Origin of the sequence: Microbacterium sp. 1S1, assembly GCF_008271365.1 — a bacterium.
In the GTDB taxonomy this organism is placed as follows: Bacteria; Actinomycetota; Actinomycetes; order Actinomycetales; family Microbacteriaceae; genus Microbacterium.
Map to the genome: position 1 here is coordinate 3326446 of NZ_CP043430.1, position 12620 is coordinate 3339065.

Here is a 12620-nt window from a genome sequence, read left to right on the forward strand (position 1 = left end):
GGGAGTGGGGAGTCCTGCCGGCCGGAGCCGTCCCTCGATTGTAAGCGCATACATTTTCAGTCGGCAACCCCCGCGCCGTGCGGTCCCCGTCTCGGGCGGCGGACCGTCGCCGCTCAGGACGGGCGGGTGGAGCTCTGCCGGAGCAGGATCTGGAGAGGGAGGCGCGTGGTGCGCGGCGGAGCCTCCGGCTGCTCCAGTCGGCGGGCCAGAACCTGCACGGCGGCGCGTCCCAGGTCGATCATCGGCTGACGGATCGTGGTCAACGGCGGCGAGGCCAGGGTCGCGGCCTCGATGCCGTCGAACCCGGTGACGAGCACGTCGTCCGGCACCCGCACCCCGGCACTGCGGAACACGTCCATGGCGCCGAGCGCCATCTGGTCATTGGCGGCGATCAGCGCGGCGGGCACCCCCTGGCGAGCGAGCTCCTCCCCTGCCCGACGCCCGGAGGCTCTCGTGAAGTCGCCCCGCAGCACGCGCACCGCTGCCCGATCACGACCCGCCGCGGCGAGCGCGGTCGACACACCGTCCCACCGCTGCTCCGCGTCTGGCGAGTCGGCCGGCCCGGCGAGGAAGACGATCTCCCCGTCCCCGACCTGCGACAGCACATGGCGGGTGAGCTCCCCCATCGCCTCGGCGTTGCTCACCGTGACATGGTCGTAGGCATCGCCCCGCGACGGTCCGGACAGCACGACCACCGGGATGCGCCGCCCCAGTCGGGCGAGCACCTCGTCCGGCACGCTGCGCGCGAGCACCATGAGCCCGTCCACCCGGCCGGCCATGTCGCGGACGGTCGAGCGATCGGGGTCGTCGCGACCGACACCCACCATGAGCACGAAGCCTTGCTTCCACGCCTCCAGCTCGGCGCCGCGGAGGACCTCGTCGAGGAACAGCATCGAGGAGTGTCCCGTCCCCGCCTCGTCCTCCTCGGACACCACGGTGAACGGCGGGCGGGCTGCGGCCGACAGCACGTCGAGCGGCGGAGCGTCCTCCGCTGCGTCGAAGCCGGGGAAGTACAGCCCGAGCACTCCCGTCCGGCGCTCGGCGAGCCCCCGGGCGCTGCCGCTCGGGACGTAGCCCAGCGCGGAGACCGCGTCGAGCACCCGCTCGCGGGTCACCGGACGGACGGCCTCCGGCGAGCGCAGCACGCGCGACACGGTCGCGATCGATACGCCGGCGCGGGCGGCGACGTCGTACACGGTCGCGGCCTTGCTCACGGGCGGCTCCTTTCGGTCGCGGTTCTGGTTCTGGCCCGGGTTCTGGTTCTGGTTCTGGGCCTGGTTCTCGTTCGGGACCTGGTTCTGGTCCCGGTCCTGGTCCTGGTCCTGGTCCTGTCAGCGTAGGACAGTCTCCCCAGACTCCCGTTCCCCCTATCCCTCCCCTTGCCCCCTTCCCCTCCCGCGTGCGGGCGCAGATTCACGTCGGTATCGCAGAGAGCTCGCAGGATCCTGCGACACGGTGCGGATCTGCGACCGCGCGGGCGGCGGGTCAGGAGCGACGGGCGCGGAGAGCACCGTGAGGGCGGGAGCTGATCTCGCCCGGCTCGCGCTCGCGGGTCTCGGACCACTGCAGCTCGAGGCCGGCAGCGGCCAGGAGCGGAGACAGGGCCTCCGCGGTCCAGAAATACGCAGGAGCGACGGCATGGGCGAAGGCGACGCGAGGCTCGCCGACGAAGTAGCCGAGGAGCAGATCGCCGCCGGGAGCAAGGACCCGCGCGAACTCGCCGAGCACCTCCGGGAGCTCGACCGGAGGCGTGTGGATCACGGAGTACCACGCGAGGACACCGCCGACGGTGCCCGATGCGTGCGGCAGCGTACGGAATGAGCCGTGGTGGAAGCGGAGGTGCGGATACGTCGCCCTCGCCCCATCGATGAAAGCGACGGAGAGGTCGATCCCCTCGACCTCGTGCCGGGTCCCGAGCCCCACACCGCCGTCCCCGTGGAGGAAGGCCGTCCAATGACCGGGACCGCATCCCGCGTCGAGCAGCCGCCCCGGGGTCTCGTCTCGCCACCGTCGGATGAGTTCCCGGTCGCGTGGATCCATCTGGCCCAGGGCGCCCGCGACCTCCCGGTACTCCGCGGCCCTCTCGTCGTAGGCCCGCGCGACGGAACCCACGCTGGCCGGACGTCGCGGATCCGGGCCCCCGTCGCAGCCCTCCCCGGAATCCCTGCGACCCGAGTGCGAATCAGCGACGGAACCCGTCCCGGCCAGACGTCGCAGATCCGGGCCCCCGTCGCAGCCCTCCCCGGGACCCCTGCGACCCGAGTGCGAATCCGCGACGGAGGTCATCGCGACCGGGCGGCCAGGGCGGCTTGATAGAGGTCCCGGGAGGACAAGCCCGTCTGGGCCGCGACCTCGGAAGCCGCATCCTTCAGCCGGGTGCCGTCCGCGACGAGGGCCTGCACCTGGGCCAGGGCGTCCTCCGGGGAGGCCTCCCGCCGCGGCGCCCCCTCGACGACCACCACGATCTCGCCCTTGACCCCGTCCGCGGCCCAGGCGGCGAGATCGGATGCGGTGCCGCGACGGACCTCCTCGTACAGCTTCGTGAGCTCCCGGCACACGGCGATCCGGCGATCCGCACCGAAGGCGGCCCCCATGTCGGTCAGGGTCGTCGCCAGGCGCGAGGGCGACTCGAAGAACACCATCGTGCGGGGCTCGGCGGCGAGGGCGGAGAGGGTCGCTCGGCGCTCCCCCGGCTTCCGCGGAAGGAACCCCTCGAACGTGAAGCGGTCCGTCGGCAGTCCCGAGATCGCGAGGGCCATGAGCACTGCGCTGGGGCCCGGGATCGCCGTCACCGTGACCCCCTGCGCCACGGCCTCGGCGACGAGACCGTATCCGGGGTCGCTCACGGTCGGCATTCCCGCATCGCTGAGGACCACGAGGTCGGTGTCCGCGGCGAGCGCGGCGAGCTCGCCCGCCTTCTGCTTCTCGTTGTGGTCGTGCAACGCGATCAGGCGCGGCCGATTCTCGATCTTCAGGGCCTGCAACAGTCGCTGCGTGGTGCGGGTGTCCTCCGCGACGACGATCTCCGCGTTCTCCAGCACCTCCACGAGACGCCGCGACGCATCGCCGAGGTTTCCGATCGGGGTCGCGGCGAGGATGATCACCCGCCCAGCTTAGGCGTGGGCCCGGAGCGGGAGCGTCGAGGCGGGATGGGAGCCGGCGCACCGGGAGCGCAACGCCGAGTGTGTCTAGGCTGGAGCGGTGACCGCGCCCGAGCCCCTGCTGCCCGCTCCCGAGGAGCGGCTCACACGCTACGGACGGCTGCGCGACCGCGTCCTGCACGATCCGGACTGGGGTCGGGCGATCGGCTGGCTGGCCCCGTTGCTGGTCACCGCCCTCGCGGCCGTGCTGCGGCTGGCCAACGTCGGCCATCCGCACCAGCTCGCCTTCGACGAGACGTACTACGTCAAGGACGCCTGGTCGCTCTGGACCCTCGGCTACGAGGGGGTGTGGGGCGAGAACGCGAACGATGCCTTCGTCACCCTGCAGGAGCTTCCGCTGACGAACAAGGGCGCGTTCATCGTGCACCCGCCGCTCGGGAAGTGGCTCATCGCGCTGGGCATGGCCATCGGCGGCCCGGACAACAGCGCCGGCTGGCGTCTCGCGACCGCCCTGCTCGGGGCGGCCTCGGTGCTGCTGGTCTACCTGATCGCCCGCCGCCTGACGGGCTCGGTCGTGGCGGCGACCGTAGCGGGCACGCTGCTCGCGATCGACGGCCTCAGCATCGTCATGAGCCGGATAGCCCTGCTCGACGGCATCCTCACGTTCTTCGTGCTGCTCGGCGTGCTGTTCGTCCTGGTCGATCGCCAGCGCACGATTCCCCTGCTCGAGCGCCGGAATCCCTCTGACGAACACCCTCTCTGGGGACCGATCCTGTGGCGCCGTCCCTGGCTCGTCGCCGCCGGCCTCGCGCTCGGGGCGGCCGCGGCGGTGAAGTGGTCGGGGCTCTACGTCCTCGCCGGCTTCGGCCTCTACGTCGTCATCACCGACGCCCTCGCCCGACGACGCGGCGGGGTCGTCGTCTGGCCCGCCTCCGCGGTGTTCCGCCAGGGTCCGGTGTCCTTCGTCCTCCTCGTCCTCCCCGCGCTCGCGGTCTACCTCGCGAGCTGGACCGGGTGGCTGGTGACGGCGAACGGCTACGACCGCGGGAGCGATCCGAACCCTCTCGTCGCCCTGTGGAACTATCACCAGGCGATGCTCGGTTTCCACGTGGGTCTCACCCGCGGGCACCCGTACGCGAGCCCGGCATGGGAGTGGCCCTTCCTGCTCCGCCCGACAGCGGTGTGGGTCGACAGCGACCCCACCGGCTGCGGCGTCGACCACTGCATCGGCGTGATCTCGGCCGTCCCCAACCCGCTCATCTGGTACGGCGGCGTCGCGGCCAGCGTCTACCTGCTCTTCCGCCTCGTCCGCGGCTGGATCACGCGACAGCCCGTCGGCCCGGCCCTCAGCCTGCCACTCGTGGGACTCGCGGTGACCTACCTGCCCTGGCTGATGTTCCCGGAGCGCACGATCTTCCAGTTCTACACCGTGGTGATGATGCCGTTCCTCGTGCTCGCCCTCACGGTCACGCTGCGGATCATCGCCGGACGCCGGGAGGATCCGCTCCCGCGCCGTCAGTCCGGCGAGCGGACGGTGCTGATCTTCCTCGGCGTCGTCGTCCTCGTCTCGGCGTTCTTCCTGCCGCTGTGGACCGGGATGAGCGTGCCGTACGACTTCTGGCGCCTGCACAACTGGCTTCCCGGGTGGGTCTGACCGGCCGCGACCCGGCTACGACGTCGCGTCGGCCACGTGCTCCACGAGCGGGAGCACGCGTCCGGACAGATGTGTGCGCATGGCGATCGACGATGCGGTCCGTGCGACGCCCGGCACCAGGGCGACCCGGTCCAACACCTCCTGGAGCTGGGTCGCGTCGCGTGCGACGAGCCGGAGCTGCATGTCGCTCGCCCCGGTCACCGTGTGCATGTCGACGATCTCCGGCACCGCGTCCGCGAGGGCGCTCGCCACATCGTCGTGTCCGATCTTCTGATCGATCTCGACGAGGCAGAACGCCACGACACCGTAGCCGAAGCCGCCGGGGTCGATGCGGGGCACGATCGCTTCGATGACCCCACCCTCGTGCAGCCGCGCGAGGCGGCTGGTGGCCGTCCCGCGAGCGACCCCCAGCCGGCGCGCGCACTCCAGGATCGGCAGTTGCGGCGACTCCGTCAGCAACCGGATCAGCTCGGCGTCGAGGCGATCGATCCGCACGTCACTCCTTGACGATCCCGGGGCGCGAGACGCCGCGCGTCAGGCGGGCGACGACGAGCAGCACGGCGGTGAGTCCGAGCGTGAGCAGCAGCTGGGTGCGCGCGGCCGGGTCGATCATCGCGAGCGCGATGACTGCGGCGAGCAGCACCAGACACAGCCACGACACCCACGGGAACCCCCAGAGCCGCATGGGCATCGCCTCGCCTGCACGGTCCGCACGTCGCCGCAGCACGATCTGCGAGATGGCCGTCGCCGTCCAGATCACCAGCAGGGTCGACCCCACGACGTTGAGCAGAGCCGGGAGCACGACGTCGGGGAACGCCCAGTTCAGCCCGACGGTGACGAAGCCGAAGGCCACGGAGGCGAGGACGGCGACGAACGGCACGCCCTTGAAGCTCGTCCGGGTGACCGACAGCGGCGCCAGCCCGCGTTCTCCCAGCGAGTACGCCATCCGGGAGGCGCCGTAGATGTTGGCGTTCATGGCCGAGAGCAGTGCGATCACCACGATGAGGTCCATGACGAGGCCGACTCCCGGCACGTTCAGCGTGTCGAGGACGGCCGAGAACGGACCGGCCTGCACGGCGGGGTCGTCCCACGGGAGCACCGCGACGATGACGAAGATCGAGCCGACGTAGAAGATGAGGATGCGGACGAGCACCTCGCGCACGATCCGGCGGATGTTGCGCGAGGGGTCGTCCGACTCGGCCGCAGCGATGGCGACGACCTCGGTGCCGCCGAACGCGAAGACGACGATGAGGAGCGCCGCCGCGATGCCCGTGATCCCGTGCGGGGCGAAGCCGCCCTGGTCCACGAGGTTCGAGATCCCGGTCGCGGGCACGCCGGGAATGAGCCCGACGATCGCACACACGCCGACGACGAGGAACGCGATGATCGCGGCGACCTTGATCGCCGCGAACCAGAACTCGAAGTTGCCGTAGTTGCGGACGCCGAACAGGTTGACCACGGTGAGGGCCACCACGAACACGAGCACCCACACCCACGCGGGGACGCCCGGAACCCAGTTCGCCACGATTCCGGCCGCGCCGGTCGCCTCGGCGGCGATCACGACGATGAGCTGGATCCAGTAGAGCCAGCCCACCGCGCTGCCGGCACTGCGACCCATGGCCTTCTGGGCGTAGGAGCTGAAGGCACCGGAGCTCGGGCGAGCTGCGACCATCTCGGCGAGCATCGCCATCACGAGCACGACGATGCCGCCCGCGACGAGGTAGGAGATGAGCACGGCCGGGCCGGCGATGCTGATCGCCTGGCCGGAGCCGACGAACAGGCCGGCGCCGATCGCCCCGCCGAGCCCCATCATGGAGATCTGGCGGCGGGTGAGGCCCGGGTGCAGCCCCTTCGTGGTCGTCGTCGTGACGGGGACCTCGGTGGTCATGCGCCCACCTCCATCAGGTCGGAATCGTGGTCGGAGTCGTGGTCGGAGTCGTGCGCGGTGTCGCGGCCGGAGGCTGCGGCGAGGGCAGCCTCGACGCGGTCGATGTCGACGGCGGAGCCGGACGAGATGCGGATGCCCTCCCCCGGGAAGGCACGGGCGACCACGCCCCCGGCGTGCAGGAGCGCGTCGAGCTCGGCGGTGCGCTCCCCCGCAGGAACCCAGACGAAGTTGGCCTGCGAGCGGACGGCGGGCCACCCGGCTGTGGTGAGCACGGTGTACAGCCGATCGCGCTGCGCGACGACCTCATCGATGCGGACGGCGAGCTCGTCCTCCGCGGCGAGCGAGGCGAGGGCTGCGGCCTGAGCGAGGTCGGTGACCCCGAACGGCACGGCCACCTTGCGCTGTGCCTCGGCGACCTCGGTCGGAGCGATCGCGTAGCCGATGCGGAGCCCAGCCAGGCCGTAGGCCTTGGAGAACGTGTGCAGCACCGCGACGTGGGGGTGCCGGCGGAACAACTCGATGCCCGCACCGCGGCTGTTCGTGCGGTCGAAGTGCACATAGGCCTCGTCGATGACGACGAGGACGTCGTGCGGCACGGCGGAGACGAAGCGCTCCAGGGCCGCGGCGTCGACGACGGTACCGGTCGGGTTGTTCGGGTTGCACACGAACACGAGACGCGTGCGTGGCGTGATCGCCGCGAGCATGGCGTCGAGGTCGTGTGCGTGATCCGCATTCAGCGGCACGGCGACGGGCGTCGCGCCGGCGATCCGGACGAGCGAGGGGTAGGCCTCGAAAGACCGCCATGCGAACACGACCTCATCGCCCTGGCCGGCGACCGCGTGGATGAGCTGGGCTGCGATCTCCACCGACCCGGCGCCGACGGTGACCTGGGCCGGATCTACGGCGTACCGCGCGGCGAGCGCCTCCCGGACCGCGGAGGCGCTCATGTCGGGGTAGCGGTGGATGCCGGCGACCCGATCCTGCACCGCGCGCACGACGGACGGCAGCGGCGGGTGCGGCGACTCGTTCGAGGAGAGCTTGGAGGCACCGGCCGGGGCGGAGCGCCCCTGCCGATACGCGGGCACGGCGTCGAGACCGGCGCGGGTGGAAAGAGTCATCGTCAGAGCATCCTTGCTGTGATCCGAGAGGGGTCGCGTCACCCTAGAACGGATGGCGGGCGCTGGGCAAACCGTGCAGCCGAAGCTGCGCATCGCGCGCACTCGATGGGCAGCCGGACGCCTCTCGGTAGGCAGAATGCACAGGACTGACCCCGGGAGCGTGTGTCACCGCGTCACACGGCGGGGCGACCCCGGTCTCACCGTGCGCGGGACACCTCGGCCGGATCACTCACCGGAAGGCGGCACACGAAGGCACGACAGTCGTAGGCGCGCTCTGGCCCCGCCGCCTTACCCGCGAACAGCTCGAACCCCGCGGCGGCGAACGCGGCGGCCTGGGCGGGGGTGACGACCGCGACGACCTCGGCATCGGCTCCGCGGGCGGCGGCGGCGAGTGCTCCGCCGGACTCCTCCGTCACCACGACGAGCTGACGGGGCGCGGCGGCGAGACCGGCGGCGACCCGCAGCAGGCTGCCGTGGGCGAAGGGCTGCGCGAGCGCCCGGGAGGCGAGTGCCTCCACCCGCTCGGCCGCCGCCGCGCGGTAGCGGTCCCCCGCCCCGAGACGCCAGGCGGTGAGCGCGGCCTGCGCGACTGCCGCCGAGTCGGAGGGAAGGTCGCCATCGGTGTGGTCGGGCGAGGCGGCGATGCCCTGCGCGCGGAGCAGCGGGTCGTCCCCCGCGGCGCCGTCCAGCACCTCGTCGAGGAGGTCGCGACCCGTGACCGCCGGAGCGACGTCGCCCGTCGCTGCCGCGAGGGCGAACAGGCCGTCGGCGAGGAGGGCGAGGTCGGCCGGGGTCGCCACGGCGGCGGAGGACCGCCCGTCCAGTGACGCGCGGACGAGAGCGCCGTCCGGGCCGCGATTGGTGCCGAGGACGGCAGCGGCGGCGTCTGCGGCCGCGGCGATCCACGCGTCCTCGCCGAGCGCGGCGCCGGCCCGAGCGAGCGCGGCGATCGCGAGGCCGTTCCAGCCGGTGATCACCTTGCCGTCCACCGCCGGCGGCTCCAGGTCGGCGCGCTCCGCGACCGGGCGGAGGTAGTAGCCGCCCTCGCTGCGGATGCCGTCGATCCATGACTCGGAGTCCTGGGCGGCCCCGAAGCCGCCGCCCTCCCGCCGGAGCGTGCCGAGCAGGAAGCGGGCGATGCCGCGGGCCGTCTCCTCGTCCCCGGCGTCGAGGGCGACCTCGAGCAGCTGGGCGTTGTCGGTCAGCATGCGCTCGTAGTGCGGCACCGTCCAGTCCCGCCTGGTCGCGTAGCGGAAGAACCCGCCGTCGGCATCACGCAGATCCGAGTCCGCCATCGCCGCGAGCGCGCGCCCTGCTGCGGCCGCCGCCTCCGGGGCGGTCTCGCGGATGAGGGGCTCCTGCAGGAATCGCAGGGTCGTGGCCACCGGGAACTTCGGAGCGCCGCCGAAGCCGCCGAACTCGGTGTCCTCCCTGGCGGCCAGCCCGCGGGCGGCCTCGGCGAGCGCCGCGGAGTCAGGGACGTCTGACCCTGAGGTCGCTGCCGCTTCGGCGAGCGCCGCGGTCACCGCGTCCGCAGACTCCTCGGCCTGCGCGCGGCGCGTCGTCCACGCCTCCCGCACGGCGGCCAGCACGTCGCGGAACGCGGGCATCGTCGGCCGTGCCTCGGGCGGCCAGTAGGTCCCCGCGTAGAACGCGCGGCCGGTGGGCGTGGTGAACACCGTCAGTGGCCAGCCCAGGTTCTGCGTGAACGCCGACGCGGCGGCCATGTAGGCGCCGTCGACGTGCGGATGCTCCTCGCGGTCGATCTTGACCGCCACGAACCCTTCGTTGATGCGCGCGGCGGTCTCCGGATCGGCGAACGACTCCCTCGCCATCACATGGCACCAGTGGCACGTGGAGTAGCCGATCGAGATCAGCATCGGGACGTCGCGACGGCGGGCCTCGGCGAACGCCTCCTCCCCCCACGGATACCAGTCGACGGGGTTGTCGGCGTGCGCCCGCAGGTACGGACTGAGGGTGTCGGCGAGACGGTTCGTCATGTCCCCACGCTACGCCGGGGACGCGGGGTGAGGGCGGGATCAGCCGAGCAGCAGCCCCACCGGACGGGTCAGGCTCAACCGACCAGCAGTCCCGCGGGACGGGTCGCGGTGTAGCCGACGAGCGGGAGGGCGCGGTCGGCGGCCAAGGCGATGCGCGAGCGCAACACCTCCGTCGCCACGTCGTAGCCGTCGAAGTCGGTGGTGCTCGCGTACACCCCGAGCGGCAGGGTGAGCGCCTGGAAGAACGCGAAGAGCGGGCGCAGCTGGTGCTCGATCATGAGCGCGTGCCGCTCGCCGCCTCCGGTCGCCGCGAGGAGCACCGGCGTGCCGACGAGCGCGTACTGGTCGACGAAATCGAACAGGTGCTTGAACAGACCGGTGAACGAGGCGCGATACACCGGGCTTCCCACGATGAGCAGGTCGGCGGTCTCGATGGCCTGCAGGGACGCCTCCACCTCGGGCGGAAGCTGGTCACGGCGCAGAGCACCGGCGAGGGACGGCCCGATCTGCGTGAGTTCGATCAGCCGCGCGTCGACGGGGGCGCGCTCGGCGACCGCGGCGGTGATCGCACGGAGGAGGGCGGTGGTCTTGCTCGGTTCGTGCAGGGAGCCCGAGACGGCGACGACGCGGAGCGGAGCTGTCATGCGCTCGACGGTACCCACGCGGACGCCCCGTGTCGCGGGAAGCGACACGGGGCGTCATCTGGAACGTTCGTGCTCCGGAGCGAGGCTCCTGGTCAGTTGACCTCGTCGGGGTGCGAGCCCACCCGGCCGGAGCCGTCGAGCGGGTCGAGAGCGTCGATCGCGGCGATCTCGGCATCCGTCAGCTCGAAGCCGAACACGTCGAGGTTCTCCCGCAGCCGCTCGGGACGCACCGACTTCGGGAAGACGATGATGCCCTTCTGCAGATGCCAACGCAGGACCGCCTGGGCGGGGGTGACGCCGTGCGCCGCAGCCGCATCGGCGACCGCCGGAGCGCCGAAGAGATCGTACTTGCCCTGGCCGAGCGGACCCCAGGCCTCGATGCGGACGCCGTTCGCGTTCGCCCAGGCGACCTCCTCGCGGCGCTGGTAGGCGGGGTGGAGCTCGATCTGGTTCACGGCCGGGACGACGCCGGTCTCCTTCACCGTGCGCTCCAGATGCGGGACGAGGAAGTTCGAGACGCCGATGCTGCGGGTCAGACCGGCGTCCCGCAGTTCGATGAGCTTCGCGAACGCGTGGACGTAGTCGTCCTTCGCCGGGGTCGGCCAGTGCACGAGGTAGAGGTCGACCTGCTCGAGGCCGAGCTTCTCGAGGCTCTCGCCGATGGCAGCGCGCGGCTCGTCGTCGTGGTGGCGGTCGTTCCACAGCTTCGTGGTCACGAAGAGCTCGTCGCGCGGGATGCCCGACGACGCGATGGCCGCGCCCACGCCCTCCTCGTTGCCGTAGATCGCCGCGGTGTCGATGTGGCGGTAGCCGATCTCGAGGGCCTCGCTCACCGCCTTCTCGGTCTCTGCCGGCGGCACCTGGAAGACGCCGTAGCCCAACTGGGGGATGGAGTTGCCGTCGTTCAGTTCGAGTGCAGGAATGGTCATTGCTCCAGCCTAGGACCTGTGATGACAGGTAGGGCCTGCGGATGACGGAAAGCGTCAGTGGCGGGGTACCGCGGCCATCGCGGCTGCGCCCTTCCCGACCAGGCGCTCGAGAGGCCCGCGGCCGACGAACATCGACCAGAGCGTCGCCGCGAGCAGCAGCGTCACGGCGGTGGCGGCCCAGAACGTGTTGTCCGACACGAAGCCGCCGGGGCCGGCGACGAGAACCACGGAGACCACGTGCAGACTGTACGCCGTGAGCGGCATGGAGCCGAGAGCACCCACGGGCAGCAGCACCCAGCGCAGCGGGCGGCTGAGCAGCAGACACAGGGCGACCACTGCAAGCGCGAAGCCCCCGGAACCGAGGATCTCCGCCGTCCCGCCGCTGTGCGGGTCGACGGCGAAGACGGCGCGGACCACGGAACCGAGCGGATCCGTCGCGAGGAGGGCCTCCGGGTAGCTCTCCCATCCGGAGACCGGGCTCGGGTCGTCGGGGAGGAAGGACGACAGGCTTCCACCGGGGAGGCCTCCCGTGCTCTCATCCCCGGAGTACTCGCTCGACGAGGACGCCATCGACCCGGTCTCGGCCACACCGGCCGCCGCTCCGACGGCGCCCAGGCCGTACCCGACCGCGGCGAGCACTACGCCGACGACGAGGGCGACGACGGCCGTGCGCTTCTTCTGCACGCGGAGCCGACCCAGGGCCATGCCGCCCAGCACGAGGGCCAGCCACACCGTGATCGGGTAGGTGCCGTAGAGCACGAAGCCGATGCCCGCGCCGTACGGCTGCAACGCGAGCGCGTTGATCAGGGCGAGCAGCGCAGGCCCGGCGAGAGCGAGGACCGCGGCACCGAGGAGCAGTCGCCGCGGGCGCCACCGCAGCACCGGGATGACCGCGACGTAGAGCAATCCGTAGAGCGTGAGGATCACGGCGATGGGCGTGTTGAGGAGCTCCAGGGCGAGGCCGATGAGGAAGATCACGGCACCACGGCCGACGAGATTCAGCCGGATGCCCGGGAGGCGCTCCGGCTCCGGGAGCTCGTCCCGTCCCGTCATGAGGGCGATCGAGACGCCGGCGAGCAGCGCGAAGAGGATCGACGAACGGCCGTGCACGAGGTCGGTCCACGTGGTCGGGTCGCCCCACTGGAAGGCCTCCGTCATGCCGACGTGGGCGCCGGCCATGCCCAGGATCGCCAGACCCCGCGCGACGTCGAGCCCGAGGATGCGCGGGGGGCGTCCGAAATCGCGGAACCAGCGCCCGGGAGGAAGAGCAGTCGTCACCCGATGAT

11 protein-coding genes are annotated in these 12620 nt (G+C 71.8%); 1 reads left to right on the forward strand and 10 read right to left on the reverse strand.

Annotation, left to right across the window (positions count from 1 at the left end):
• Nucleotides 1-113: 113 nt before the first annotated feature.
• The 3 genes from FY549_RS16055 to rsmI all read right to left on the reverse strand — a co-directional run bounded on the left by FY549_RS16055 (nucleotide 114) and on the right by rsmI (nucleotide 3104).
• Entirely contained in the window at nucleotides 114-1214 is a 1101-nt protein-coding gene (locus FY549_RS16055) for a LacI family DNA-binding transcriptional regulator (protein ID WP_149085864.1), read from the reverse strand.
• Between the two features lie 271 nt (nucleotides 1215-1485).
• Nucleotides 1486-2112, reverse strand: a complete 627-nt coding sequence (locus tag FY549_RS16060; protein ID WP_200838831.1) for a class I SAM-dependent methyltransferase — start codon at nucleotides 2110-2112, stop codon at nucleotides 1486-1488.
• Between the two features lie 170 nt (nucleotides 2113-2282).
• Complete coding sequence (gene rsmI / locus FY549_RS16065; RefSeq protein WP_149085865.1) at nucleotides 2283-3104, reverse strand: 16S rRNA (cytidine(1402)-2'-O)-methyltransferase; 822 nt, start codon at nucleotides 3102-3104, stop codon at nucleotides 2283-2285.
• Between the two features lie 97 nt (nucleotides 3105-3201).
• Here rsmI and FY549_RS16070 point away from each other — a divergent pair, with 97 nt between their 5' ends.
• Entirely contained in the window at nucleotides 3202-4755 is a 1554-nt protein-coding gene (locus tag FY549_RS16070; protein ID WP_149085866.1) for a dolichyl-phosphate-mannose--protein mannosyltransferase, read from the forward strand.
• A gap of 15 nt (nucleotides 4756-4770) precedes the next feature.
• Here the strand turns inward: FY549_RS16070 and FY549_RS16075 are convergent, their stop codons facing one another.
• The 7 genes from FY549_RS16075 to FY549_RS16105 all read right to left on the reverse strand — a co-directional run bounded on the left by FY549_RS16075 (nucleotide 4771) and on the right by FY549_RS16105 (nucleotide 12612).
• The gene (locus FY549_RS16075) at nucleotides 4771-5250 is read right to left on the reverse strand and encodes an Lrp/AsnC family transcriptional regulator (RefSeq protein WP_149085867.1); all 480 of its coding nucleotides are present in this window, start codon (nucleotides 5248-5250) and stop codon (nucleotides 4771-4773) included.
• A 1-nt stretch (nucleotide 5251) separates the two neighbouring features.
• Nucleotides 5252-6643 (reverse strand): amino acid permease, encoded by a 1392-nt coding sequence (locus FY549_RS16080; RefSeq protein ID WP_149085868.1) that lies wholly within the window; start codon nucleotides 6641-6643, stop codon nucleotides 5252-5254.
• A complete protein-coding gene (gene hisC / locus FY549_RS16085; RefSeq protein ID WP_149085869.1) occupies nucleotides 6640-7761 on the reverse strand; it encodes a histidinol-phosphate transaminase in 1122 nt (373 codons plus the stop codon). Before hisC ends, FY549_RS16080 begins: the two co-directional genes overlap by 4 nt.
• 197 nt (nucleotides 7762-7958) lie before the next feature.
• On the reverse strand, nucleotides 7959-9761 hold the full coding sequence (locus FY549_RS16090) for a thioredoxin domain-containing protein (RefSeq protein ID WP_149085870.1): 1803 nt from the start codon (nucleotides 9759-9761) through the stop codon (nucleotides 7959-7961).
• Nucleotides 9762-9835: 74 nt separating this feature from the next.
• A complete protein-coding gene (gene msuE, locus FY549_RS16095) occupies nucleotides 9836-10405 on the reverse strand; it encodes an FMN reductase (protein WP_149085871.1) in 570 nt (189 codons plus the stop codon).
• 92 nt (nucleotides 10406-10497) lie between these two features.
• Nucleotides 10498-11334, reverse strand: coding sequence for an aldo/keto reductase (locus FY549_RS16100; RefSeq protein WP_149085872.1), 837 nt, complete (start codon nucleotides 11332-11334; stop codon nucleotides 10498-10500).
• Between the two features lie 54 nt (nucleotides 11335-11388).
• Nucleotides 11389-12612, reverse strand: coding sequence for a heparan-alpha-glucosaminide N-acetyltransferase domain-containing protein (locus FY549_RS16105; RefSeq protein WP_149085873.1), 1224 nt, complete (start codon nucleotides 12610-12612; stop codon nucleotides 11389-11391).
• Between the last annotated feature and the right edge of the window lie 8 nt (nucleotides 12613-12620).

Coding starts and splice junctions, on each gene's coding strand:
- msuE (WP_149085871.1), bottom strand. CDS start 10,405: ATGACAGCTCCGCTCCGCGTCGTCGCCGTCTCGGGCTCCCTGCACGAA.
- FY549_RS16080 (WP_149085868.1), bottom strand. CDS start 6,643: ATGACCACCGAGGTCCCCGTCACGACGACGACCACGAAGGGGCTGCAC.
- hisC (WP_149085869.1), bottom strand. CDS start 7,761: ATGACTCTTTCCACCCGCGCCGGTCTCGACGCCGTGCCCGCGTATCGG.
- FY549_RS16090 (WP_149085870.1), bottom strand. CDS start 9,761: ATGACGAACCGTCTCGCCGACACCCTCAGTCCGTACCTGCGGGCGCAC.
- FY549_RS16100 (WP_149085872.1), bottom strand. CDS start 11,334: ATGACCATTCCTGCACTCGAACTGAACGACGGCAACTCCATCCCCCAG.